17 protein-coding genes are annotated in these 25,441 nt (G+C 59.9%); 8 read left to right on the forward strand and 9 right to left on the reverse strand.

What is annotated here, in order from left to right; all coding sequences use genetic code 11:
* Positions 1-8: 8 nt before the first annotated feature.
* A complete protein-coding gene (gene fdnG / locus FO014_RS09675) occupies positions 9-3,056 on the reverse strand; it encodes a formate dehydrogenase-N subunit alpha (protein ID WP_160029281.1) in 3,048 nt (1,015 codons plus the stop codon).
* Between the two features lie 345 nt (positions 3,057-3,401).
* Here fdnG and sodA point away from each other — a divergent pair, with 345 nt between their 5' ends.
* The 3 genes from sodA (at position 3,402) to yiiM (ending at position 6,838) form a co-directional block, all read left to right on the forward strand.
* Complete coding sequence (gene sodA / locus FO014_RS09680; RefSeq protein ID WP_105229234.1) at positions 3,402-4,025, forward strand: superoxide dismutase [Mn]; 624 nt, start codon at positions 3,402-3,404, stop codon at positions 4,023-4,025.
* A gap of 121 nt (positions 4,026-4,146) precedes the next feature.
* Positions 4,147-6,075, forward strand: a complete 1,929-nt coding sequence (locus FO014_RS09685; protein ID WP_160029282.1) for a methyl-accepting chemotaxis protein — start codon at positions 4,147-4,149, stop codon at positions 6,073-6,075.
* Positions 6,076-6,166: 91 nt separating this feature from the next.
* Positions 6,167-6,838: a 6-hydroxyaminopurine reductase gene (gene yiiM / locus FO014_RS09690; RefSeq protein WP_160029283.1), complete on the forward strand. Its 672-nt coding sequence runs from the start codon at positions 6,167-6,169 to the stop codon at positions 6,836-6,838.
* Between the two features lie 69 nt (positions 6,839-6,907).
* Here the strand turns inward: yiiM and FO014_RS09695 are convergent, their stop codons facing one another.
* The 4 genes from FO014_RS09695 to FO014_RS09710 all read right to left on the reverse strand — a co-directional run bounded on the left by FO014_RS09695 (position 6,908) and on the right by FO014_RS09710 (position 11,144).
* Positions 6,908-7,270: a YibL family ribosome-associated protein gene (locus FO014_RS09695; RefSeq protein ID WP_160029284.1), complete on the reverse strand. Its 363-nt coding sequence runs from the start codon at positions 7,268-7,270 to the stop codon at positions 6,908-6,910.
* A 99-nt stretch (positions 7,271-7,369) separates the two neighbouring features.
* A complete protein-coding gene (locus FO014_RS09700) occupies positions 7,370-7,921 on the reverse strand; it encodes an MltR family transcriptional regulator (protein WP_234008661.1) in 552 nt (183 codons plus the stop codon).
* A 93-nt stretch (positions 7,922-8,014) separates the two neighbouring features.
* Positions 8,015-9,166: a mannitol-1-phosphate 5-dehydrogenase gene (locus FO014_RS09705; RefSeq protein ID WP_160029285.1), complete on the reverse strand. Its 1,152-nt coding sequence runs from the start codon at positions 9,164-9,166 to the stop codon at positions 8,015-8,017.
* Between the two features lie 58 nt (positions 9,167-9,224).
* Entirely contained in the window at positions 9,225-11,144 is a 1,920-nt protein-coding gene (locus FO014_RS09710) for a PTS mannitol transporter subunit IICBA (protein WP_160029286.1), read from the reverse strand.
* Positions 11,145-12,278: 1,134 nt separating this feature from the next.
* Here FO014_RS09710 and adhE point away from each other — a divergent pair.
* On the forward strand, positions 12,279-14,951 hold the full coding sequence (gene adhE, locus FO014_RS09715; RefSeq protein ID WP_160029287.1) for a bifunctional acetaldehyde-CoA/alcohol dehydrogenase: 2,673 nt from the start codon (positions 12,279-12,281) through the stop codon (positions 14,949-14,951).
* A gap of 42 nt (positions 14,952-14,993) precedes the next feature.
* Here the strand turns inward: adhE and FO014_RS09720 are convergent, their stop codons facing one another.
* From FO014_RS09720 to glyQ, 3 genes are all read right to left on the reverse strand, one after another.
* Complete coding sequence (locus tag FO014_RS09720) at positions 14,994-15,713, reverse strand: DUF3053 domain-containing protein (RefSeq protein ID WP_160029289.1); 720 nt, start codon at positions 15,711-15,713, stop codon at positions 14,994-14,996.
* Positions 15,714-15,890: 177 nt separating this feature from the next.
* On the reverse strand, positions 15,891-17,960 hold the full coding sequence (gene glyS, locus FO014_RS09725; RefSeq protein WP_160029290.1) for a glycine--tRNA ligase subunit beta: 2,070 nt from the start codon (positions 17,958-17,960) through the stop codon (positions 15,891-15,893).
* A gap of 9 nt (positions 17,961-17,969) precedes the next feature.
* On the reverse strand, positions 17,970-18,884 hold the full coding sequence (gene glyQ, locus FO014_RS09730; protein ID WP_015344023.1) for a glycine--tRNA ligase subunit alpha: 915 nt from the start codon (positions 18,882-18,884) through the stop codon (positions 17,970-17,972).
* A 277-nt stretch (positions 18,885-19,161) separates the two neighbouring features.
* Between glyQ and FO014_RS09735 the strand changes: the two genes are divergently transcribed.
* Positions 19,162-20,487, forward strand: a complete 1,326-nt coding sequence (locus tag FO014_RS09735; RefSeq protein ID WP_160029292.1) for an MFS transporter — start codon at positions 19,162-19,164, stop codon at positions 20,485-20,487.
* A gap of 36 nt (positions 20,488-20,523) precedes the next feature.
* Here the strand turns inward: FO014_RS09735 and FO014_RS09740 are convergent, their stop codons facing one another.
* Positions 20,524-22,512, reverse strand: coding sequence for an autotransporter outer membrane beta-barrel domain-containing protein (locus tag FO014_RS09740; protein WP_160029294.1), 1,989 nt, complete (start codon positions 22,510-22,512; stop codon positions 20,524-20,526).
* 199 nt (positions 22,513-22,711) lie between these two features.
* On the opposite strand from FO014_RS09740, the gene FO014_RS09745 reads away from it, so the two are divergent.
* The 3 genes from FO014_RS09745 (at position 22,712) to FO014_RS09755 (ending at position 25,374) form a co-directional block, all read left to right on the forward strand.
* Positions 22,712-23,278: a DNA-3-methyladenine glycosylase I gene (locus tag FO014_RS09745; RefSeq protein WP_160029296.1), complete on the forward strand. Its 567-nt coding sequence runs from the start codon at positions 22,712-22,714 to the stop codon at positions 23,276-23,278.
* A gap of 247 nt (positions 23,279-23,525) precedes the next feature.
* Positions 23,526-24,188 carry an OmpA family lipoprotein gene (locus FO014_RS09750; RefSeq protein WP_105229222.1) on the forward strand — a complete coding sequence of 221 codons (663 nt, stop codon included), beginning with the start codon at positions 23,526-23,528 and terminating at the stop codon, positions 24,186-24,188.
* Between the two features lie 148 nt (positions 24,189-24,336).
* Entirely contained in the window at positions 24,337-25,374 is a 1,038-nt protein-coding gene (locus FO014_RS09755) for a LacI family DNA-binding transcriptional regulator (RefSeq protein ID WP_105229221.1), read from the forward strand.
* Positions 25,375-25,441: the final 67 nt, after the last annotated feature.

The raw sequence follows: 25,441 nt of genomic DNA on the forward strand, positions 1-25,441 counted from the left end.
CGTCTCCGTTACACCTTTTCCACGTTGACCAGGAACGCCTTGAACTCCGGCGTCTGCGTATTGGCGTCGCCGACAAACGGCGTCAGGGTATTGGCCAGGAAGCCTTTTTTCGCCACCCCGGTATAGCCCCAGTGGATCGGGATGCCGATAGTGTCGACCTCCTGACCGTTCACCTGCAACGTGCGGATACGCTTGGTCACCACCGCCTTGGCCTTGATATAGCCGCGGTTGGAGCTGACTTTTACCGTATCGCCCTGCTTGATGCCTTTCTTCTGCGCCAGTTTCTCGCCGATCTCCACAAACTGCTCCGGCTGCGCGATGGCGTTGAGCCGCGCGTGCTTGGTCCAGTAGTGGAAGTGCTCGGTCAGACGGTAGGTGGTGCCGACGTACGGGAACTTGTCGGATTTGCCCATCGTCGCCAGATCGTCTTTAAACACGCGCGCCGCCGGGTTGGACACCACCTTCGGATGCAGCGGGTTGGTGCCGAGCGGCGTTTCAAACGGCTCGTAGTGTTCCGGGAACGGCCCTTCCGCCATTTTATCGATGGCGAACAGACGCCCCATGCCTTCCGGCTGCATGATAAACGGCCCGACGTCGCTGTCCGGCGCGGCGGTGCTGTAGTCCGGCACGTCCATCCCGGTCCACTTGGCGCCGTCCCACTCCAGCATCTGGCGTTTCGGATCCCACGGTTTGCCGGACGGATCGGCCGAGGCGCGGTTGTACAGAATGCGGCGGTTAAGCGGCCACGCCCAGGCCCAGTCCAGCGTGTTGCCGAGACCGGACGGGTCGGCGTTGTCGCGGCGCGCCATCTGGTTGCCGTCCGGCGTCCAGCTGCCGGCGAAGATCCAGCAGCCGCTGGCGGTGGTGCCGTCGTCGCGCAGATGGGCAAAGGTGCTCAACTGCTGGCCTTTTTTCACCAGAACCTTGCCGTCGGCGTCGAGGATATCCGCCAGCGCCTTACCGTTGCTCTCCTGCGCCACCTCTTCCGGCGACGGGTTGTCCGGCGTCAGGTAGTCCCAGGTCATGTTCAGCACAGGCTCCGGCGCGGCACCGCCGTCGCGCGCGTACATCTCGCGCAGACGCGTAAAGATGCCCGACAGAATTTCACCGTCGTTCATCGCTTCGCCCGGGCCGTCGGCGCCCTTCCAGTGCCACTGCAGCCAGCGCGCGGAGTTGACGATCGAACCGTTCTCCTCGGCGAAGCAGGTCGATGGCAGACGGAAGACCTCGGTCTGAATCTGCGACGGATCCACGTCGTTAAACTCGCCGTGGTTCTGCCAGAAGTTGGCGGTTTCGGTATTCAGCGGGTCAATGGTCACCAGGAACTTCAGCTTGGACAGCGAGGCCACCACCTTGTTTTTGTTCGGGAACGACGCCACCGGGTTAAAGCCCTGGCAGAAGTAGCCGTTGACCTTGCCCTGCGACATCATCTCGAAGTACTGCAGCACGTCGTAGCCTTTGTCCCACTTCGGCAGCCAGTCAAAGCCCCAGTCGTTCTCTTTCTGCGCCTTGTCGCCGTAGAAGCTCTTCATCAGGCTGACGAAGAATTTCGGGTAGTTGCTCCAGTAGTTGACCTGCCCCGGCAGCAGCGCCTTCGGCGTGTTGGCGCTCAGGTAGCTGGTCAGATCGGTCTGCTGTTCGGACGGCAGGGTCAGGTAGCCCGGCAGGCTCTGCGATAGCAGGCCCAGGTCGGTCAGCCCCTGGATATTGGAGTGGCCGCGCAGCGCGTTGACGCCGCCGCCGGCCATGCCCATATTGCCGAGCAGCAGCTGGATCATCGCCATGGTGCGGATGTTCTGCGCCCCGACCGAGTGCTGCGTCCAGCCCAACGCATACAGGAACGACGCGGTGCGGTCGTGAGCGCTGGTTTCGGCGATATATTCACACACCTGCAGGAAGTCGGCCTTCGGCGTACCGCAGATATTCTCCACCACTTCCGGCGTGTAGCGGCTGACGTGCTCTTTCAGCATGTTCCACACGCAGCGCGGATCCTGCAGCGTGACGTCGCGCTTGGCGTAGCCGTTTTCGTCCAGCTGGTAGTTCCAGGTGGTTTTGTCGTACTTGTGGTTGTCGGCGTCGTAACCGCTGAACAAGCCGTCTTCAAAGGCAAAGTCTTCCCGCACCAGCAGGCTGGCGTTGGTGTAGGCCTCGACGTACTCGCGGTTGATTTTGTTATTGGTGATCAGGTACAGCAGGACGCCCGACAGGAAAGCAATGTCGGTGCCGGAACGGATTGGCGTATAGAAATCCGCCACCGATGCCGTACGGGTAAAGCGCGGATCGATCACAATCAGCTTGGCTTTATTGTGAATTTTGGCTTCCATCGCCCAGCGGAACCCCACCGGATGCGCTTCTGCCGCATTACCGCCCATCACGACGATCAAATTCGCGTTCTTAATATCCACCCAGTGGTTGGTCATCGCACCGCGACCAAATGTTGGAGCAAGACTTGCTACCGTTGGTCCGTGTCAGACGCGCGCCTGGTTGTCTACGGCCAGCATGCCGAGAGCGCGGGTGAATTTCTGTGTTAAATAGCCGGTTTCATTACTGGCGCCTGATGCGCACAGCATGCCGGTGGACAGCCAGCGGTTAACGGTGGCGCCCTGTTCATTAGCGGCGATAAAGTTGGCGTCGCGGTCTTCTTTCATCAGCTTGGCGATGCGGGTAAAGGCGTCATCCCAGCTGAGGCGCTGCCATTTGTCGGAGCCTGGCGCGCGGTATTCAGGGTACTGCAGCCGGCCTTCGCTGTGGATGAAATCCACCAGACCTGCGCCTTTCGGGCAAAGCGCGCCGCGGCTGACCGGATGATCCGGATCCCCTTCGATATGGAAAATGCTCTCTTTTGCGTTCTTGGCGCCGTCGCCAAGGCTGTACATCAACAACCCACAGCCGACGGAACAGTATGTACAGTTGTTACGGGTTTCACGGGCGCGCAGCAGTTTGTACTGCCGGGTTTCCGCTAACGCCGCCTCGGGGGTGAACCCCAGCGCGGCCACCGTCGTCCCTGCCATACCGCCAGCGCAGATCTTAAAGAACTGCCTTCTGCTGACCTGCATGGGGGGTCTCCTTCATCGCGTAGTCACATTGTTTCGAATGCGCTTGCCTCACGCCAGGCGTGGAAGCGCTAATAATGATCGTTGTTATAGTGGTAACGTTATAACGCCCGTATATTACCATAGCGATACAGGGGTTGTTATAAAGCCGTGCTGTCTCAGTGAATAATATAGACACAAAATGACACAAAAGTGAGACATTGATCACAGTCATGGGTTGCGCAAAAACCGCACAAAGCACAGGGCATTGATAATCATTTTCAATATCATTTAATTAACTATAATGATCCGACTGCTTACGCGGTGCTTACATCCTTGCGCCGCCCTATCACACTGGAGACGATGATCATGAGTTATTCACTGCCATCACTGCCGTACGCCTATGACGCGCTGGAACCGCACTTTGACAAGCAGACGATGGAGATCCATCACACCAAACACCATCAGACCTACGTCAACAACGCCAACACCGTGCTGGAAGCCTACCCGGAACTGGCGTCGCTGAGCGTTGAAGAGCTGATCAAAGACCTGGATAAAGTCCCGGCCGACAAGCGTACCTTTATGCGCAACAACGCCGGCGGGCACGCCAACCACAGCTTCTTCTGGAAAAACCTGAAAACCGGCACCTCCCTGTCCGGCGATCTGAAAGCCGCCATCGAGCGCGACTTCGGCAGCGTGGAGAAATTCCAGGAAGAGTTCGAGAAAGCCGCCGCCACCCGCTTCGGCTCCGGCTGGGCCTGGCTGGTGCTGAAAGACGACGGCAAACTGGCGGTGGTCTCTACCGCCAACCAGGACAGCCCGCTGATGGGCGAAGCCGTTGCCGGCGCATCCGGTTTCCCGATTATCGGCCTGGACGTGTGGGAACACGCTTACTACCTGAAATATCAGAACAAACGTCCGGACTACATCAAAGCATTCTGGAACGTGGTGAACTGGGACGAAGCCGCCGCGCGTTTCGCCGCCAAGAAGTAATCTTCGCCTCACCGCATAATGCCCGCCTCCCGCGGGCATTTTTTGTTTAAAAACCCGCTAAAGTTTATCCCTGCAATGCCGATGGTTTTTCCCATCACATCGCTTAAAAAAGGGACAAATCATGGCGGTACTACACACATTGACCAGCAGGTATATTCACCTTGGCGTAGGGAAAAAACTCACTCTCGGCTTCATCCTGATGCTGCTGTTGGCGGCCATCATCGCCGGCACCGGCATCCACTACCTCACCATTATTGAATCCCGCTCCGATCGTATTGATTTTAGCGATCAATTGAATAATGAGATCACCCAGGCCCGCTATAATCGGGCAATGTACGCGCAAAATTACAGTAAGGAGTATCTGGATAAAAACTACGCCAATATCAGCAATGTAGAAAAACTGATCGCCCGCGGAAAAAATCTGGACTGGGATCCGCAAAGTCGTAAGGATTTGCAGCGCCTGGTCACCATGATCGACGAATACCAGCTGCAACAGCAAAAATTCCTCGATGCGGTCGCCGCCAAAAACGCCGTGCGCGAAAGCTGGAACATGTCTGACATTCAGCAGCAGCTTGCGCAGGCCGAACAGCAGTTCAGCAACGACGAATTTAAGATGTCATTCATTGAGCTCAGCAAAAAACTGACGCAAACGCGCTATCTCTCGCGCGGCCTGCTGCTGGACCTCAACCGCGACGCCGAAGCGCCGTTGCTCGCCGCCATCGACGACGCCCGTCGCAGCGCGCATGCGCTCCACCAGAAGCTGTCTGACAGCCAAAAACCGCTGCTGCAACCCTTGTTGAACGGGCTGGAGAGCTACGAGGGCCGCATCAAAGCCTATATGCCGGCCTACGAGCACGAACAGGCGCTAAATAACGCCCTGAGCGACAGCGCCGCAGATATCGGCACGCTGGTCAGAGCCTTTTTGAAAGACGAACTGACGCAAACCAACAACGATATTCAGAGCGCACAGCTCCGCATGGGCCTGACTACGCTGGCGGCGATCATCATTGGTCTGGTGGTTTCATGGCGCATTACCTTGCAAATCACCCGGCCGCTGAACAATACGCTGGCCATCGCTCAACGCATCGCCACCGGCGACCTGCGGCAGATAGAAGTCACCCATCGCCGCGATGAACTGGGCAGACTGCTGGACGCCATGGCCGCCATGAACCAAAACCTGCGCGACATGATTGAAAAAATCCAGCAGGGGGTCGGCCAGGTTTACACCGCCGCCAGTGAAATCTCCGCCGGCAATACCGACCTCTCCTCGCGCACCGAACAGCAGGCCGCCGCCGTGGAGGAAACCGCCGCCAGCATGGAACAGCTGACTGCCACCGTGAAGCAGAATGCGGACAACGCGCATCACGCCAACCAACTGGCAACCGACGCGTCCCAGACCGCACAGCAGGGCGGCAAGCTGGTGGGCAGCGTGGTCGCCACCATGCGCGATATTTCCAGTAGTTCGCAACGTATTGCCGAAATTACCACCCTGATCAACGGCATTGCCTTCCAGACCAATATTCTGGCGCTGAATGCCGCCGTCGAGGCGGCGCGCGCCGGTGAACAGGGGCGTGGTTTCTCGGTGGTGGCCAGCGAAGTGCGCAGCCTGGCGCAGCGCTGCGCCCAGGCGGCTAAAGAGATTGAGGGGCTGATTAATGAATCGGTCAGCCGCGTACAGAGCGGCACCTCGCTGGTGGAAGATACCGGCAATACGATGGAGAAAATCGTGCTCGCCGTCAGCCACGTGCGCGATATCATGGCGGAGATCGCCTCCGCCTCCGATGAACAGACGCGCGGCATCGACCAGATAGGTCAGGCGATTGCCGAAATGGATCAGACCACGCAGCAAAACGCCGCCCTGGTGGAACAGTCCGCCGCTGCCGCCGACTCGCTGGAGGAGCAGGCGGAAATCCTGCAGCAAAGCGTGGCGGTGTTTCAACTGGAAGATGCGCCGTCACACGGCGTCACGGCCGCCGATATACCGACGCCGCGACCGGTCAAACCGGCAGCGTCCGCCCAGAGCGAACAGGATAACTGGACCACGTTTTAACCGTATCGCCGCGCCGTTTTCGGGGCGGCGTCTCTGTTCCTCCCGGCGCACACGGGCTATGCTAGAACCAGTCCTGAGCCAGGAGGCGCCTATGACCAATCCCGCCGTTTATATCGGCCACATTCAGAGTTATCCCGGCGGACGCCCGAGCGCGATAGCCAAACGGCAGGTCGACGGCGCCCTGCCGCTGACCCCGCTCGGCCTGGAGGGCGATCAGCAGGCGGAAAAAAGCTATCACGGCGGCCCCGATCGCGCGCTGTGCCACTACCCGAGCGAACATTATGAACACTGGCGACAGCAGTTTCCGGCGCAGGCCGAACTGTTCAGCGCGCCGGCATTCGGCGAAAACCTCTCAACCCGCGGGCTGACCGAGCACAACGTGTTTATCGGCGATATTTTCCGCTGGGGCGACGCGTTGATTCAGGTGACGCAGCCGCGCTCACCGTGCTTCAAGCTCAACTATCATTTCGACATCGACGATCTGTCGCTGCTGATGCAGCAAAGCGGCCGCTGCGGCTGGCTGTACCGGGTGATCTCTCCCGGGCAGGTCAGCGGTGACCAGCCGCTGCTGCTGGCGACGCGCTGCAGCGACGTCTCGCTGGCCGAGGCGATAAGCATCGCCTGGCACATGCCGTTCGATGAGGAGCAGTATCGTCGTCTGTTGTCGGCGGCCGGGCTGTCCGCCAGCTGGAGTAAAACCATGCTGTTGCGTATTACCCGCGGCAAAATCGAAGATTTTAATCGCCGTTTGCTGGGGCGCTGACGCCGGGCGGCGAAAGAAGAAGGACGACGGGGCAGGCAGGCGGGGCGCACACGTCGCCCCGTCCGGACATCAAAACGCTTTTTTCGCGTAGCCGGTTACCGCTTTCAGGCCCATTTCACGGCCCAGTGCGGTCATCGGGTGCACCACCACCAGCCCGCGCACGCTTTTTTTCAGCGCGCCCATATCGGCCTGCTCTTTTTTGGTGATTTCACGGCTGAACGGCAGTTTTTGCAGTTTCTGCGCTTCGTCGCTCAGCTTTTCCGTACGCACGTTTTTCAGACGCTCGATCTCCGTCGCCAGTTTCTCTTTTTCCTTGCTGTGCTGCGCAATCAGTTCCGGGTTGCCCTGCTGGATTACCTGGACATCTTTATGGTTCAGCGCGTCCAGCTGGTCGCTCAGGCGCTTAATCTCTGCCTTTTCTTTCTCTTTCATTTCTCTGACCTGAAGTGCCGAACCGGCACGTTTAAAGGAGGGTTTGCTGCATTGTAGCAAAATGCGCGGCCGGTTACCCGGCGGGATACATGGACGCCATTACGCGCGTCCGAGCGGGGAGAGGCGGGACGGCTGCTTGGCGCCGATGCCGGCAATCAGCGCGGTCACCGACAACACCATGGTGGAGCGCACCATCTGCTGGTAGCGCTGCTGCTGCATCGCCAGCAGCGCTTCATCCGCCTCGCCGGGCGGCAACAGCGCCGGCGGCGGCGGCAGCGCGCTGACGCAGTGCAGTTCGCCGAACGGCCCGAGAATTTCATCATCGACAAAGCGATACTCGGCACCGTCGTGGTTCAGCTCCTCACGCAGCGCCATCAGCAGTTCGGCGTCTTCATACTCATGACGCGCGATCACCCCAAGGCCATACATCAGCTTCAGCCGCACCGACAGTTCCCCCAGGGGGCCGGCGCCGGACAACAGCGGCTCGACGGCATATTTCACCGCATAGTCGTCCTTGCGGAACACCTGCACCACCAATACGTTCAGCGCTTCCGCCAGCAGCTCTACCGCCGCAATCAGGAAACTGCGTACCGTTTTGCCGGCGTTCAGCTTTTCCAGAACCTGGTTTTCAAATGCCTGTGCTTCTTCCATCGTCGCTGTTCGAAAGGCGTAAGGGAGGCCGTCAATGGCGAACTCGGGCTGCAGGAGCGCAGCAGGCTGCGCCCGTGTGTTCATCATCACGCGCTACTTTTGCATGGCGTTATACACAGCTACGGCCTGTTCCACAACCTCGCCGTCTTCCGGCAGACCGGAAATTTGCGCCAGCGCGGCTTTCGGCCCGCGTTCGCTCAGCAGCTGCGCCAGTTCCTGCGCCTGCGGATCCTGGGCGCTGCGGTAATGCATGGCGGCGGCAACGCCCTGAATCAGGTTGGCGTGCGGCAGAGCATACTCCAGCGTGCCCAGCAGCGGCTTGATCAGGCGGTCGCCGGCGCTCAGTTTACGCAACGGCTGGCGCCCCACGCGCTCGACGTCGTCGTGCAGGTAGGGGTTTTCAAACCGGCTGAGGATTTTCTCGATATAGGCCGCGTGTTTTGCCGGCTCAAAGCCGTAGCGCTTGATCAGCACCGCGCCGCTCTCCGCCATCGCCCCCTTCACCACCTGGCGCACCGCCGGGTCGAGAATTGCGTCGCGGATGGTCTGCAGCCCGGCCTGCTGGCCCAGATAGGCGGTAATCGCGTGGCCGGTATTGAGCGTGAACAGTTTACGTTCGACAAACGCCATCAGGTTATCGGTCAGCTCCATGCCGGCAATCGCCGGCGGCGCGCCCTTGAACTGGGTCTGGTCGACGATCCATTCGCTGAAGGTCTCCACCGTTACCGCCAGCGGATCGTCGCTGCCCGCTTCCGCCGGCGGCACGATGCGATCCACAGCGGAATCGACGAAGCCGACATGCTGCTCCGCCCACGCCTGCTCTTCCGCCGACAGTTCGGCGAAGACGTGCTGTTTCAGCTGGCTGGTGCCGCGCACCATGTTCTCGCAGGCGATAATATTCAGTGGTTGCTCATTGCCCTGGCGGCGGCGTTCGCTTAGCCCTTTAGCGATCGTGCCGGCAATTTTGGCCAGAATCTGCGGGCCGACGGCGGTGGTGACAATATCAGCGTCGGCGATCAGCGCCACCGCGTCATCGCTGCCGCTGTTGACCGCGTTGACGTTATTCACCGTTTCCGTGCGTTCTTGCTCGCCGACGACGCGCACCGGGTAGCTATGGCGTTGATTGAGCGCGTCCAGCACCGTCTGGTTAACGTCGGCGAAAGTCAGTTCGGCATGCGCATCGGCCAGCAGTTTGCCGATAAAGCCGCGGCCGATATTACCGGCGCCAAAATGTAATGCTTTCATAGTGATAACCTTCTTAAATATGACAAGGGCGCAGCCTGTCGCCGCGCCCTTATGGGATTTAGTCTTTCTTGCCGCTGAGCAGCTCCAGCACTTCCTGCACGCTTGTCGTATTCGCCAGGCGCTCGATCACCGTATCGTCGTCCAGCGCATTGGTCAGGCTGGTAATCACCTGAATATGTTCGTTATTGCGCGCGGCGATGCCGATCACCAGGCGGGCCACCTCATCCTCTTCCTCGCCGAAGCGCACGCCCTGCGGGTACTGGCAGAACACCACCCCGGTGCGCAGCACGCGGTCTTTCGCCTCAATGGTGCCGTGCGGCACGGCGATGGATTCCCCCAGATAGGTGGAGGTGAGCTTTTCACGCTCCAGCATCGCCGGCACGTATTCCGCCTCGACGTAGCCGCCTTTCACCAGTTGCTCGCCGGCAAAGCGGATCGCCTGCTCTTTATCGCTGGCCTCCAGGCCGAGGAACACGTTGCCCTCGCCCAGTTTGAACAGCGTCGGTTCGTCGTCGGCGGCGCTCTCTTCCGGCGCGGCGGCCGCCGGCTGCGGCTGCTGAGACGCGCCGTCGTTGGCGGCCAGCAGACGCGCGGTCAAGTCGCTGTACAGGTTGCTGTCGAGGAAGTTGGTCAGCGAGATATGCTGCGCCTGTGGCGCATGACGCATCGCGCGCTCCGTCAGGTCGCGGTGGGTGATCACCAGATCCACGTCGTCCGGCAGGTTGTTGATGGCGCTGTTGGTGACCGAAATGCTGCTCAGCCCGGCGTCGGCCACTTTCTTGCGCAGCACCCCGGCGCCCATGGCGCTGGAGCCCATGCCCGCATCGCAGGCCACGATGATTTTACGCACGGTGCTCAGGTCGCCGTCCAGCGCGGCGCCGGCCGGTTGGCCGCCTTTCGCCTGCGATTTCATGTCGCGCATCCGGCGGGTTGCTTCTTCCAGATCGTCCTCTTCTTTCACTTTTGAGGTTTTCAGCAGGAAGCCGGCAACCACAAAGGAGACCACAAAGGCTGCGAAGATTGCCGCCAGGTTGGCGAAATAGGCGCCCTTCGGCGTCATCGCCAGCACCGCCAGAATCGAGCCGGGCGACGCCGGAGACACCAGCCCGCCGTTCAGCATCGTCAGCGTAAACACGCCGGTCATGCCGCCGAGGATCACCGCCAGAATCAGGCGCGGGTTCATCAGCACATACGGGAAGTAGATTTCGTGAATTCCGCCGAAGAAGTGGATGATCGCTGCGCCGCCGGCGGACTGCTTGGCATTGCCGCGGCCGAAGAACATATACGCCAGCAGCACGCCAAGCCCCGGGCCGGGGTTGGCTTCAATCAGGAAGAACACGGATTTGCCGGCTTCGGTCGCCTGCTGAATGCCCAGCGGCGAGAAGATGCCGTGGTTGATAGCGTTATTCAGGAACAGGATTTTCGCCGGTTCGACAAAGATCGAGGTCAACGGCAGCAGGTTATGCACCACCATCACGTGGACGCCCGCCGCCAGCAGTTTGGACAGCGCTTCCACCAGCGGCCCGATGCCGAGGAAGGCCAGAATCGCCAGCAGCATGCCGATAATGCCTGCGGAGAAGTTATTCACCAGCATTTCGAAGCCGCTTTTGATCTTGCCGTCCACCCAGCGGTCAAAATGCTTGATGGCCCAGCCGCCCAGCGGGCCGGCGATCATTGAGCCGAGGAACATCGGCATATCAGCGCCGACGATCACCCCCATGGTGGTGATGGCGCCGACCACGCCGCCGCGCTCGCCGCCCACCAGTTTACCGCCGGTGTAGCCAATCAGCAGCGGCAGCAGGTAGGTGATCATCGGGCCGACCAGCTTGCCCAGCGTTTCGTTCGGCAGCCAGCCGGTTGGAATAAACAGTGCGGTAATGATGCCCCAGGCGATAAACGCGCCGATGTTCGGCATCACCATATTGCTGAGGAAACGGCCAAAGTTCTGCACTTTAACCTTAATGTCTGGTGAAAGCATAAAACACACCCCTATTGTGAAGCGGTAATAGCATTACGCGCCGGCGAATAAGAGCGCGCATTATTGTTGTTACGATCCAGCCGCTTGGTGCTGTCTGTGAGGCGGACTCTAGCACGCTCGGTTGACAACGCGTACCTCACGGAAATTTTGTGACACAAGTCACCAAAATGACCGCAAAACACCACCCTACACAGTGATCATAGTCACATTTTTGTCGTGTAAAAAAGCAACACCGCGGCAATTCCGACCGAAACACGCCCTTTTATGTGACTTAAATCACATTTAGTCTTTTGTTGTTTGTTTTTATATTGTGATGTTAGTCACAATTTATTTTCACTGCGCTAACGCCTGGCGGCAAATGTTGCGGTCATCCCGTGCCGGCAGGCGACATCGTGGAGAAACAGGGCGTCTGCCCGTAAGAAAGTTACAACGCGGAATTATCGTGAAGTGTAGTACAGAAACCACCCGGCGCTGTGTATCCTGCCAGGTTCCTCGCGGACGCTTTAGCGCCATTCTTGTCCGTTTGCCCCCCTCACCCCATCTCTTTTGTTCTTTATCCCGTAGGATATCGTCATCAAAATCCACCAAAGGTCACATACCGATGAAAGACGTTATTATTCTTTGTGTTAATTAAAAAACGAAAAATCCATCACCGTAGTGAGAAAAATAATCTCATCAAACCATAACATGGCCTACTGCAGCCTGACGAAAACTGCCAGAAGGCATCTTTTCGCGCCTAAAGACACACTTGGTTTTATATTCACCCACTTACTCAAAAAATAAAAAACAAAATCACAAAAAGAAATAAAACCTTAAAACCCACAACAATAAAAAACGAAAAAACAAACAAAAAAAACATATTAAACAATCGATTACAAAAAACAAAAACAACAAATAGAAAATAAAACAAATGCGGCACTATCAGCATGCAAATAATTCAAATAGCAATATATAGTCATTGATAATTACGTCATAACCATTCGATATGCATATTAAAAAAATATTTATCCATCCTAATTATCCAGTTAGGATTTTTTTTACCCTTCCGCTAGAAAGCCGCCACGGGCTACCTATACTTTCTCTCTACCTTACTATTTTGTTTTTTATTTATTGCATTTTTTACGGGAGAGAAATATGCCACACATCACGACGTCGAATTTAAACAAGTTAATTACGCGTGTCAGAAAAGCCCAGGCGATATTCGCCGACTATTCTCAAGCGCAGGTTGACAGAATTTTTCATGCCGCGGCCCTGGCGGCGGCTGATGCCCGCATCCCACTGGCGCAGCTGGCGGTTGACGAGTCAGGCATGGGGATCGTTGAAGATAAAGTCATGAAGAATCAATTTGCTTCCGAGCATGTCTATCATGCCTACAAGGATGAGGTGACCTGCGGTATTCTGGCGGAAGATGACGCCTTCGGCACCCTGACCATCGCCGAGCCGATCGGGGTTATTTGCGGGATCGTCCCCGCCACCAACCCGACGTCGACGGTCATTTTCAAGGCGCTGATCAGCCTGAAAACCCGTAACGGCATTATTTTTTCTCCTCACCCCAGAGCCAGCAAGGCCGCCAATAAGGCGGCGGAAGTGATCTTGCGCGCTGCGGTAGACGCCGGCGCGCCGCCCGATATTATCGGCTGGCTGGACAGCCCCACCGTCGAGATGGCGGATCGGTTGATTCACCATCCGCAGGTGGATCTGATCCTGGCGACCGGCGGCCCCGGCCGCGTAAAAGCCTCATACAGCTCCGGCAAACCCGCCATCGGCGTAGGCGCCGGCAATACGCCGGTCGTGGTCGATGAAACGGCGGATATCAAACGCATGGTCGCCTCCGTGTTGATGTCCAAAACCTTCGATAACGGCATGATTTGCGCCTCCGAACAGTCGGTGATCGTCGTCGACGCCGTGTATGACGAGGTTCGTGCACGCTTTGCCGCCAACGGCGGCTATCTGCTGCCGGAAGCGCAGCGGCAGGCGGTGCGCGACATCATTGTGAAAAATGGCCGCATCAATGCCGACATCGTCGGTCAATCCGCATTGAGAATCGCCGAAATGGCGGGTATTGAGGTGCCGCCCAACACCAAAGTGCTGATTGGCGAGGCAACCGAGATAGGCGAGAGCGAACCGTTCTCCGGCGAGAAACTCTCCCCGCTGCTGGGCATGTATCGCGCACAGCACTTCGATGACGCCATCAATAAAGCCGTCGCCCTGGCCGCGTTTGGCGGCGCCGGCCACACCTCTTGTCTGTATACCGATCAGGATAATCAGAAGGCGCGCATCGCCTGCTTCGGCAGCCGGCTAAAAACGTCGCGCATTCTGATCAACACGCCGGCATCCCAAGGCGGCATCGGCGATCTGTATAACTTTAAACTGCCTCCGTCCATGACGCTGGGCTGCGGCTCCTGGGGCGGTAACTCCGTTTCAGAAAATATCGGTCCCAAACACCTGCTCAATCGTAAAACCGTGGCCAAGCGCGCGGAAAACATGCTGTGGCACAAACTGCCGCAGGCCATCTACTTCCGCCGCGGCGCCTTATCCTCCGCACTGAAGGAGGTCGCCGTACAGGGCAAAGCCAGACGCGCGTTTATCGTCACCGGCCCGTATCTGTTCAGCCAGGGGTTCGTCAAGCCGGTGCTGGCCATTCTGCATGCGCAAGGCGTGGAAACCGATGTATTCGCCGAGGTGGGCGCGGAGCCAACCCTGACGATGGTTAACGCCGGCGCCCAGCGCATGCAGCAATTTAAACCGGACGTGATTATCGCGCTCGGCGGCGGTTCGCCGATGGATGCCGCCAAGGTGATGTGGATGATGTATGAGCATCCCGACGTCAAATTCAGCGATCTCGCCCTGCGTTTTCATGACATCCGCAAACGCATTTACACTTACCCCAACACCCGGATAAAAGCCCGGCTGATCGCCATCCCCACCACCTCCGGCACCGGTTCGGAGGTCTCGCCGTTCGCCGTCGTCACCGACGAGGCCAGCGGACAAAAATACCCGCTGGCCGACTATGCGCTGACGCCCGATATGGCGATCGTCGATGCCGATCTGGTAATGAATATGCCCAAAACCCTGTGCGCCTACGGCGGTATGGATGCCATCACCCATGCCGTGGAAGCCTATGTCTCGGTGCAGGCCAACGAATATGCCGACGGGCAGGCGCTGCAGGCACTGAAGCTGCTGAAGGAGAGCCTGCTGCTCAGCTATCAGGCCGGCGCGCAAAACCCGCGGGCGCGGGAACGGGTGCACAATGCCGCCACCATCGCCGGCATCGCCTTCTCCAATGCGTTTCTCGGCATCTGCCACTCCCTGGCGCACAAGCTGGGGGCGGAATTTCCCATCGCCCACGGGCTGGCCAACGCCATGCTGCTGACCAACGTCATTCGTTACAACGCTAATGACGGCCCTGCCAAGCAGACGGCCTTCAGCCAGTACGATCGCCCGCAGGCCCGCTGCCGCTATGGCGAAATCGCCGATCATCTGGGGCTGGCCGCCGCCGGCGACAGCGCAGAGCAAAAGGTCGAGAACCTGCTGACGTGGCTGGAGGGATTAAAGGCGGAACTGGCGATCCCGGCTTCGCTGCAGGAAGCCGGCGTCGATGAAACGCATTTTCTGTCGGTACTGGATAAGCTGGCGGTTGACGCCTTCGATGACCAGTGCACCGGCACCAATCCGCGCTATCCGCTGATTAAGGATCTTCGGCAGCTCCTGCTGGACTGTTTTTACGGCCGCTATTACAGCGATGCGCCCGACGTCGAGCGCCAGCGCGCGGTGAAAGAAAAAGAGGCCGTCAAAGTCACGGACTAACGCTAAATGCGCCCTGCTGGTCAGGGCGCATGTCCGGCAGGCTTAACGTACCACCTCATTGATGGCTTTCTGTGCGTTCTGCAGATCCTGCTGCTTCGCCGCCAGATTGGTCATCATGGCGTTATACTGCGCCACCTGCTGCTGATTGCGGAACTGCACGCCGCCGTTGTTAAAGCTGACCTGATTGCCCTGCGCCTGCAGGAAATCCCCTACCTGCACCAGTTCCTGGATAAAGCCGGCCGCTGCCGGAATGGTCGGCATCAGCGCGTTGGCCGGTGCGGTGACGATTTTGTCATAGGCCTGGTTATACACTGCCTTCAGATCGTCCGGCTGCTTCAGCGCCGTACGGGCGCTGTCCGCCTGCGACTTGGCGGTCTGTATCTGCTGCCCCAGCAGATTGAGCGTGCCTATCGACTGCTGCAGCCCGTCGCGCTTGCTGATGTAATCCTGCGCGGTGCGGATCTGGCTCACCTGATCGATCGCCGGTGTCAGACTGGCGTCAACGGATTTGGTTAACTGCTGTGAAAATGCGACTAAAATTGCGTAATCGCCGGCATAGTTGCCAAACTTCTGCTTTTGGTCTTCGCTCAGCGTCGGTATTTTCACGCCGCTGCGCATTACGGTGTTTTGCAGATAGTCGATAAATGCCTTGCGCTGCTCCGGCTCTTTATCGCCGCAGGCGGTCAGCTGCATCACCACCAACAACGCCACAATCGGCGCCAACCAGCGCATTACGCCTTTGCTCTGAATCCCTACCGCCATGTGAAATAACTCCCGTGATAAACGTGTCTTTTCATCAGCTTCCTGCCTTTTTCGCTCTCCCTGCGCCTATAAGAATAGAACAACTGATGCGGGTTAGATACGCGATTTACCGATCGCCGCGGCAAAAAGGCGTAAAAAAAGGCGCCCGCAGGCGCCTTCGTTCCTCACCACGCAGACTTACTGCAGCACGGAGATATCCGCCACCTGCAGGAACAGCTCGCGCAGTTTGCTCAGCAGCGTCAGGCGGTTAACGCGCACTTCTTCATCTTCCGCCATCACCATCACGCTTTCGAAGAACTCGTCGACGGTTTCACGCAGCGCCGCCAGCTCCACCAGCGCTTCCTGGTAGCGGCCTTCGGCGAAGTACGGCTGCAGCTTGTCGCGCAGCACCACCAGGTGCGTCGCCAGCTTCAGCTCCGCCGGCTCTTTCAGCACCGACGCGCGCACCTGTTCGAACAGGGTGTCGGTGGATTTGGCCAGAATGTTGGAGACGCGCTTGTTCGCCGCCGCCAGCGCCGCCGCTTCGTCCAGCGTGCGGAAGTGGCTCACCGCTTTCACCCGGGCGTCAAAGTCCGCCGGCTTGGTCGGACGACGCGCCAGCACCGCCTGAATGGTGTCGACCGCGTGGCCTTCTTCCTGATACCAGGCGCGGAAACGGCCCAGCATAAAGTCCACTACCTCATCCACCACCTTGGCGTTGGTCAGCTTGCTGCCGTACAGGCGCACCGCTTCTTCCGTCAGGGTCTGCAGGTCCAGCGGCAGGTTCTTCTCAACGATGATACGCAGCACGCCCAGCGCCGCACGGCGCAGCGCAAACGGGTCTTTGTCGCCTTTCGGGTGCTGGCCGATGCCGAAGATGCCCGCCAGGGTGTCCATCTTGTCGGCGATCGCCAACGAACAGGCGACCAGCGACTGCGGCAGCGCATCGCCGGCAAAGCGCGGCTGATACTGCTCGTTCAGCGCGACGGCCACGTCTTCCGCTTCGCCGTCGTGACGCGCATAGTGCATGCCCATCACGCCCTGGGTGTCGGTAAATTCGAACACCATGTTGGTCATCAGGTCGCACTTCGACAGCAGGCCGGCGCGGGTGGCGTGGTTGACGTCGGCGCCGATCTGGCCGGCAATCCAGCCCGCCAGCGCCTGAATGCGGTCGGTTTTGTCACGCAGGGTGCCCAGTTGCTTCTGGAACAGGACGCTCTCCAGCCGCGACAGGTTGTCTTCCAGACGCTGCTTGCGGTCGGTGTCGAAGAAGAACTCGGCGTCAGCCAGACGCGGGCGCACCACCTTCTCGTTACCGGAGATGATTTGCTGCGGATCTTTCGATTCAATATTGGCGACGAAGATAAAGTTCGGCAGCAGTTTGCCCGCGGCGTCGTACACCGGGAAGTACTTCTGGTCGCCCTTCATGGTGTACACCAGCGCTTCCGCCGGCACCGCCAGGAATTTCTCTTCAAACTTCGCCGTCAACACCACCGGCCATTCCACCAGCGACGCCACTTCTTCCAGCAGGCTGTCGCTCAGATCGGCCTTGCCGCCAATCTTTTGCGCCGCCAGCTCGGCGTCGCGCTTGATGATCGCCTTACGCGCTTCATAATCCGCCACCACTTTGCCGCGTTCCAGCAGGATTTGCGGATACTGGTCGGCGTTATCCAGGGTGAATTCCGGCTCGCCCATAAAGCGGTGGCCGCGCACGGTGCGCGCCGACTCGATGCCCAGCACGGTGCCCGGGATAAGCTCATCGCCCAGCAGCATGGTCACGGTATGCACCGGACGCACGAACTGAGTCTCCTGGTCGCCCCAGCGCATCAGTTTCGGAATCGGCAGCTTCGCCAACGCGGCGCTGACCATCTCCGCCAGCAGCTGCTGCGCGGACTGGCCTTTGACCAGCGCGCGGTACAGCAGCCACTCGCCTTTGTCGGTTTTCAGACGCTCGGCCTGATCGACGCTGATGCCGCAGCCGCGCGCCCAGCCTTCGGCCGCTTTGCTCGGCTTGCCTTCGGCGTCAAACGCCTGCGCAATCGCCGGGCCGCGTTTTTCAACTTCGCGATCGGCCTGCGCCGCGCTCAGGTTCGCCACTTTCAGCGCCAGACGGCGCGGCGCGGCGAACCAGCTGACATCGCCGTGCTCAAGGTTGGCGTTGTCCAGCTCGGCGCTGAAGTTGGCGGCAAAGGATTCCGCCAGGGAACGAAGAGCCTTCGGCGGCAGCTCTTCCGTGCCGATTTCCACCAGGAAAGTCTGTTGAGTCATGGCTGCCTCTTAGTTCTCGTTCTTTTTACACATCGGGAAGCCTAACGCCTCGCGGGACGCGTAGTAGGCTTCCGCCACGGCTTTGGTCAGCGTGCGGATGCGCAGAATATAGCGCTGACGCTCGGTGACGGAGATCGCCTTGCGCGCGTCCAGCAGGTTGAAGGTGTGTCCGGCCTTCAGAATGCGCTCATACGCCGGCAGCGGCAGCGGTTTTTCCAGCGCCAGCAACTGCTGCGCTTCTTTCTCGTACTGCTCGAAGCAGCTGAACAGGAAATCCACGTCGGCGTATTCAAAGTTGTAGGTCGACTGCTCCACTTCGTTCTGATGGAACACGTCGCCGTAGGTGGTTACGCCCAGCGGGCCGTTGCTCCATACCAGATCGTAGACGCTGTCCACGCCCTGGATATACATCGCCAGACGCTCCAGGCCGTAGGTGATCTCGCCGGTCACCGGCTTGCACTCCAGGCCGCCGACCTGCTGGAAGTAGGTGAACTGGGTCACTTCCATGCCGTTCAACCACACTTCCCAGCCCAGGCCCCAGGCGCCGAGCGTCGGGTTTTCCCAGTTGTCTTCCACGAAGCGGATGTCGTGGATGGTCGGATCCAGACCCAGCTCTTTCAGCGAGCCCAGGTACAGTTCCTGAATATTGTCCGGTGAAGGCTTAATCACCACCTGGAACTGGTAGTAGTGTTGCAGGCGGTTCGGGTTTTCACCGTAGCGGCCGTCGGTCGGACGGCGGGACGGCTGCACATAGGCGGAGGCCATCGGCTCTGGGCCCAGCGCACGCAGGCAGGTCATCGGGTGAGAGGTTCCCGCGCCGACTTCCATGTCCAATGGTTGAACAATGGTGCAGCCCTGGCGCGCCCAATAGTCCTGCAGTGTCAGGATCAGGCCCTGAAAGGTCTTGGTATCAAACTTTTGCATGTTAGATTCGCACGCGATACAAGTGGATTTAGATGGAATGGGCCAGTATACCCGTTGACCGTAAGATATACAGCCAGAATCCGGCCTCCGGTGTAAATCAGCGTGCAAAAAAAACGTTTTGCGCACCAGCGCGGCGCATCGGCACGCCGAAAGCGCATGTTCTGCTGCCGCCTGGCCTCTCCGCCGCCGCGGCCGGCGCGCGCTGCGCCGTTTATCGCCGCGGCTGGCACCAATCTTGCTCGCTGCCTGAGGTTCCCCACGCTCAGGAGGTTGTTTCATGCAGGCAGACAGTCGTTATCGCTACCGCATTTTCGCCATGATGTTTTTTATCGCGCTGATTAACTATGTCGATCGCGGCGCGCTGTCGTTCGCCGCCAACGACATCGCCCGCGAGTTCGGTTTCAACAAGACGCAGCTGGGGGCGGTGCTGGGCTACTTCGGCTTCGGCTATCTGTTCGGCTCGCTGTGCGGCGGCATCCTCGCCGACCGCGTCGGCAGCAAAAAAGTCTGGCTGCTGGCCGGCGCGCTGTGGTCGCTGCTGGAGATCGCCACCGCCTGGGCGGGCGAATTGGGCGTTGCGCTGTTCGGCGGCTCCGCGCTGATGGGCTTCGCCGCCCTGCGCATCCTGTTCGGCTTTGCCGAAGGCCCGGCCTACGCGCTGATGAATAAAACCATCGGCCACTGGTCGCCGCGCAAAGAGCGCGGCTTCGCGCTGGGCATCGGGCTGCTGAGCACGCAGATCGGCTCGCTGCTGACCGCGCCGCTGGCGGTCGGGCTGCTGCTGCTGACCGACGACTGGCGCAGTATGTTTATGCTGCTCGGGCTGTTCTCGCTGCTGGCGATTCTGCTGTTCGCCGCCTGCTTTACCGATACGCCGGCGCAGCACCCGAAGGTTAACGCCGCCGAACTGGCGGCAATTGGCGGCGATCGGGAGAAAAATGACGAGCATCAGGCGCCGCTGCCGTGGCGGGCGTTCTTCACCAACCGCACCCTGGTGTTCAACGCGCTCGGCTACTTTTCCTTTCTGTATGTCACCTTTGTGCTGGTCACCTGGGGACCGAAATATCTGCAGGACAGCTTCCATTACGACCTGCATGCGCTGTGGTATGTGGCGATGATCCCGTGGAGCGGCGCCTGCTTCACCGTACTGCTCGGCGGACGCATCACCGATGCGCTGCTGGCGCGCAGCGGTAACCTGCGTGTGGCGCGCAACCTGTTCGCCGCCGTCACGCTGCTGCTGACCGCCGGCTGCTTCCTGCTGATCCCGTTTATGCAGTCGCCCGCCGCGATCATTGCGCTGATGACGCTGGGCAACGCGCTGAACGCGCTGGTGAATAACGTGTATTGGTCGGTGGTGCTGGACGTGACGCCGAAAGCGTCGGTCGGGGCGTACAGCGGCATTACGCTGGCCATCGCCAACCTGGCGTCCATCAGCGCGCCGATGCTCAGCGGCTGGCTGGCGCAGCAGCACGGCTACAGCGCGATGTTCTTCGCCACCGCGCTGGTCTCTTTCTGCAGCATGCTGTGCATGACCCGGCTGCAGCCGGAAAAGAAAATTACCGCCCGCGCTGCCGCCGCCGGCATTGCGCGCCATCCAGCCTAATACGCGCCGGGCGTAGGAAAACGCCCGGCAGGCTCATCAAAAGCGGGCGCTGACGCCGACGTTGTACATCACCTGTTCGCCGCTGCTCAGGCCGCCGGTTTGCGATACGCTGGCGAACGCCGCCACCCGGTCGGTCAGCGGCATATTGGCGCCGAGCGTCACATCGACCCAGTTTTTATCCTGGCCGGCGGCGTCACGGGTAAACGAGGTTTGCGTCGACTTCAGACCGCCGCCGGCGCGATATACGTCGTCGCCGAACTGATGTTGATAGCTGATTTCAGCGTACGGATTAACCACGCCGAGATCGCTGTCCAGCCGCCAGCCCAGCGCACCGATCTGCGAATGGTAGGTTTGATCGTTAAAGCGCATCGCGGTGCTGTCATTACCGTCTTCGCTATAGCCGGAAACGTTGCTGTAGTCCCAGGCAAACTGCGCCATCGGTCCGGTGGTCAGGCTGGCGGTCAGCGGGAAGTCATAGCCGGCGGTAACGCGCGCGCCCCACTGTTTGCCGGAGGTCGAACCGGTTTCGCTGCGCGTCAGCGGGCCAAGCTGCACGCTGCGGCGAATATCGTCGTAATCCAGTCTGGCGTAGTGCAGATCGGCGTTCACCCAGCCGTGTTCAAACACATCCAGCGAGGTAAAGGCGGAGAACAGCATGCCGCGCGCCTTGTAGTCATAGCGGCTGGAGGGCTGCTGATCGTCATTGGCGCCGGCGATCAGCGCGCCGATCAGCCAGCGGTCCGTCAGTTGGTAATCCACTCCCAGCGTCAGATTATGGGTGGTGGCGTTGCCGTCGCCGGCCGCTTTATTGGCGGCATAATCATAATGTTGCCCGGCATAGCCGCCGAATACCCCCAGCGCCCCCTGCGGGTTGCCGCCGCTGCGCAGCTGCTGGAAACGGCTGTCGAGGGTGGCGCGGCTGTCGCGTGCCATCGCCGCTGTCGCCTGCGGCAGCGCCGCCGCCTGCGCCGGGCCGTCCAGCACCGCCTGGATGTAATCGGCAATCAACAGGTGCGCCTGCGGGCTGGGGTGGAAATGGTCGGCAAACAGGAAGGCCTGGCCGTCGTTAAAGCCGGGCGCGGCGGAACGACATACCGCCGAAGAAACGCCGGCCGGACACGCCATGCCGGCGGTATTGGTGAAGCCAAACTGCTGCGGATTGGCGATCACCTCGCCAAACAGCTGGTTCACGTCGGCGCGTACGATATTGCCGCCGCCCTGCGCCAGCAGCTGGTCCTCACTGCGGTTATAAAAATCGGTCAGTTGGCCCGCCTGCGCGCTCAGGCTGTCATAGGCGGCGATCAGCTGCGCGGCGATCGCCTGCTGCATCTGCGGATCGCTGCTGCCCTGCTGGGCCGCCGCGCTCAGCGCCCGGTGAATCGCCTGCTGCCGCGAGGCGGCGTCCGGCGTCGCCACCGCGTTCAGCGCCGCATAGGCCGCCTGCAGTGCGGCGGCCTGCACCGGCGCCAGCGCCTGTTGCACAATCGCTTCCATCAGCTGCGGGGTAAAGCCGATGTTCGGCACCGTCGGCACGATCACCATACCGGCACCGGCATCCAGCAGGGAGCGTACCTGCAGCGCCGCCGCTGCCGCGCTGTTATAGCTGACCCGCGGCGCAGTGGCCGGATTTAACGCCGCAGCAGCCAGATCGTTGCCGCCGATCCAGTGAATATACAGGCCGTTGCCGTCGGCGCGGCCGTTGTTCTGCCCCAGATAGCGCTGCACCTGCTCCTGGGTATTGTCCACCGGGTTGAGCGCCGGCACCGCCACCGCGCCGCCGGCCGCATAGTTGTCGCCGCCGAGATCGGACGCCAGCAGCGCCGCGCCGATACGCTGCGCCAGCGCTTCGTTGTACAGCGGATGCTGGTCGCCGTCGTAGGTATAGCGTCCATTGTTGCCGGTGTCGCTCAGGCTGTCGCCAAACACATAAACCTGTTCGGCGGCCGCTGTGGACGCCGCCAATCCCAGAGCTAAAGCCACAGCCAGCGCGGCCCTGCCGGGAGCATACATTATTTTTAGAGGCATGAATTGACTCCTGGGAGTCTGCAAATATAAGGAAAGAAACCGCGTATTTTTTTTAACCATTTTTAAAACGGCGCTGTATTAAATATCACCGGCTTTTCCCTCACGTCAAGGCGGCAGATAATAAAACAATCAGAGACTTGCCAGATACGCCGTTTAGGGCAATGATGGCTGTAAATATATACAGCAAAAGGAGCCTTGTATGACTGACCAACGCTGCGGCTGGGTCACCGCCGATCCGTTGTATCTGGCGTATCACGATCATGAATGGGGCGTGCCGACCACCGACGCGCGCGAACTGTTTGAAATGCTGTGTCTGGAAGGGCAGCAGGCGGGGCTTTCCTGGATCACCGTGCTGAAAAAGCGCGAAAACTACCGCCGCGCCTTCCATAACTTCGATCCGGTGCGGGTCGCCGCCATGAACGAACAGGACGTGGAGCGGCTGCTGCAGGACGCCGGCATAATCCGCCACCGCGGCAAAATCGAAGCGATCATCGCCAATGCCCGCGCCTATCTGGCAATGCAGACCGCCGGCGAAGAGTTCGTCACCTTTATCTGGCGTTTTGTCGACGGCCGGCCGCAGCTTAACCACTGGCGCGAACTGGCACAGATACCGGCAAAGACCGAAGTCTCCGACGCCATGTCAAAAGCGCTGAAAAAACGCGGCTTCAAATTTATCGGCTCCACCGTCTGCTACGCCTTTATGCAGGCCAGCGGCCTGGTGAACGATCATCTCACCGATTGTCTCTGTTACCCCAAAACGCCGTAAATAACGTTCAGCAATGCGCTTTCAGAATTCTGGACATAGCCATCACCCGCGTTTTGCCGGATAACAGAGGCGCCTGAAAAGGAACAAAAAAAGCGTTTGTCGCGCCTGGCCGGAACTGCCGGCCGGAAAAGACGTCATACTAGCGCGCCACATGGAGTCTTCACGCTGGCGCGGGCCCAATGGCTATTTTTAAGCGCTTCCCGATTGGAAATATGCGCACAGATTTTGATGCACAAAAGGAAATAACATGAAAAAACGCGTTGCGATTATCGCCGCCGCCGTGGCGATGACCATGGCTCTGTCGGCCTGTACCACCAACCCTTACACCGGCGAGTCTCAGGCAGGTAAATCCGGCGTCGGCGCCGGCCTGGGCGCGGCGCTGGGCGCTGGCATCGGCGCACTGTCGTCATCGAAGAAAGACCGCGGTAAAGGCGCGCTGATCGGCGCAGCGGCCGGTGCGGCCCTCGGCGGCGGCGCAGGCTACTACATGGACGTGCAGGAAGCGAAACTGCGCGACAAAATGCGCGGCACCGGCGTCAGCGTTACCCGTCAGGGCGACAACATCGTGCTGAACATGCCGAATAACGTCACCTTCGACACCGACAGCAGCACGCTGAAACCGGCGGGCGCCAACACCCTGACCGGCGTGGCGATGGTGCTGAAAGAGTACCCGAAAACCGCGGTTAACGTTGTCGGCTACACCGACAGCACCGGCGCGCGCGCCCACAATATGAAGCTGTCGCAGCAGCGTGCCGACGGCGTCAGCAGCGCGCTGATCACCCAGGGCGTGGCCGCCAACCGCATCCGCAGCGTCGGCGCCGGCCCGGACAACCCGATTGCCTCCAACAGCACCACCGAAGGCAAGGCGCAAAACCGTCGCGTGGAAATCACCCTCAGCCCGCTGCAGTAACCGGCGGCTGTTGACGGGGCCGGGCAACGTCCGGCCCCGGTGCGCGACCGCCCTACTTCAGCGCCGGTCCCATCAGGCTCTTCGTCAGTAGGAAGAGCGCCGCGCACTATGTTAGTCTCCTTGGCAATAAATCTACGGGGGATTGATTGTGAGCAGTGTGAAAGCTTCACGTGCAACCGGGCGCGCCACCATCAGCGACGTGGCGAAAATGGCCAAAACCGGCAAAACCAGCGTGTCGCGCTATCTCAACGGTGAACAGCACCTGCTTTCCGCCCCGCTCAAACAGCGTATCGAACAGGCGATTTTGCAGCTCGACTATCGCCCCAGCCAGATGGCCCGCAGCCTGAAAGGCGGACAAACGCGCCTGATCGGCCTGATCATCGCCGATATCACCAATCCCTACTCCGTCGACGTGATGCGCGGCATCGAAGCCGCCTGCCGTCAGCACGGTTTTACCCTGCTGGTGTGCAACACCAATAACGAAGTCAACCAGGAACAGCACTACCTGCAGCTGCTCAGCAGTTACCGGGTGGAAGGCATTGTGGTGAACGCCGTCGGCATGCGGGAGGAAGCCTTGTCGCAACTGCAGCAGTCGCAGCTGCCGATGGTGCTGATCGACCGCAAGATCCCCGACTTTGCCTGCGACGTGGTCGGCCTGAACAACCACGAGGCCACCGTGATCGCCACCGAGCACCTGGTGCAGCAGGGGTTTGAGGCGATTTTATTCCTCAGCGAGCCGGTCGGCACGGTCAATACCCGCCTCGAACGTCTGCACGCCTTCCGCCAGATTATGACGCAGCAGCACCCAGACCTGATCGCCGAGCAGACGGAAACCCCGCTGAACGACGCCGCGCAGCTGGAGCAGACGCTGCGCGATTTCCACACCCGCCGCCGCGGCATGCGCAAGGCGGTGTTGTCGGCCAACGGCGCCCTGACGCTGCAGGTGGCGCGCGCGATGCGCCGACTGGGCATCCACTGGGGCAGCGACATCGGCCTGCTGGGCTTTGACGAACTGGAATGGGCCGAGCTGGCCGGCGTCGGCATCACCACGCTGAAGCAGCCGACCTACCAGATCGGCCATGCTGCACTGGAACAGCTGGTGCAACGCATCAAAGGCCGCGACGCGCCGCCTGACGAGCGTGTGTTCTCCGGTGAACTGATCGTACGCGGCTCCACCACCCGTTAATTCCGGCGTTTATCACGCCCCGCCCCGCGTCTTTGCTGCATTGTCGTGATTGCGATCATATTTTTAC

Origin of the sequence: Serratia rhizosphaerae (genome assembly GCF_009817885.1) — a bacterium.
Taxonomy (GTDB): Bacteria; Pseudomonadota; Gammaproteobacteria; order Enterobacterales; family Enterobacteriaceae; genus Serratia_B; species Serratia_B rhizosphaerae.

Excerpts from the sequence above, each read along its gene's own strand:
- sodA (WP_105229234.1), top strand. The coding sequence starts at position 3,402 with ATGAGTTATTCACTGCCATCACTGCCGTACGCCTATGACGCGCTGGAA.
- FO014_RS09685 (WP_160029282.1), top strand. The coding sequence starts at position 4,147 with ATGGCGGTACTACACACATTGACCAGCAGGTATATTCACCTTGGCGTA.
- yiiM (WP_160029283.1), top strand. The coding sequence starts at position 6,167 with ATGACCAATCCCGCCGTTTATATCGGCCACATTCAGAGTTATCCCGGC.
- FO014_RS09695 (WP_160029284.1), bottom strand. The coding sequence starts at position 7,270 with ATGAAAGAGAAAGAAAAGGCAGAGATTAAGCGCCTGAGCGACCAGCTG.
- FO014_RS09700 (WP_234008661.1), bottom strand. The coding sequence starts at position 7,921 with ATGGAAGAAGCACAGGCATTTGAAAACCAGGTTCTGGAAAAGCTGAAC.
- FO014_RS09705 (WP_160029285.1), bottom strand. The coding sequence starts at position 9,166 with ATGAAAGCATTACATTTTGGCGCCGGTAATATCGGCCGCGGCTTTATC.
- FO014_RS09710 (WP_160029286.1), bottom strand. The coding sequence starts at position 11,144 with ATGCTTTCACCAGACATTAAGGTTAAAGTGCAGAACTTTGGCCGTTTC.
- adhE (WP_160029287.1), top strand. The coding sequence starts at position 12,279 with ATGCCACACATCACGACGTCGAATTTAAACAAGTTAATTACGCGTGTC.
- FO014_RS09720 (WP_160029289.1), bottom strand. The coding sequence starts at position 15,713 with ATGGCGGTAGGGATTCAGAGCAAAGGCGTAATGCGCTGGTTGGCGCCG.
- glyS (WP_160029290.1), bottom strand. The coding sequence starts at position 17,960 with ATGACTCAACAGACTTTCCTGGTGGAAATCGGCACGGAAGAGCTGCCG.
- glyQ (WP_015344023.1), bottom strand. The coding sequence starts at position 18,884 with ATGCAAAAGTTTGATACCAAGACCTTTCAGGGCCTGATCCTGACACTG.
- FO014_RS09735 (WP_160029292.1), top strand. The coding sequence starts at position 19,162 with ATGCAGGCAGACAGTCGTTATCGCTACCGCATTTTCGCCATGATGTTT.
- FO014_RS09740 (WP_160029294.1), bottom strand. The coding sequence starts at position 22,512 with ATGCCTCTAAAAATAATGTATGCTCCCGGCAGGGCCGCGCTGGCTGTG.
- FO014_RS09745 (WP_160029296.1), top strand. The coding sequence starts at position 22,712 with ATGACTGACCAACGCTGCGGCTGGGTCACCGCCGATCCGTTGTATCTG.
- FO014_RS09750 (WP_105229222.1), top strand. The coding sequence starts at position 23,526 with ATGAAAAAACGCGTTGCGATTATCGCCGCCGCCGTGGCGATGACCATG.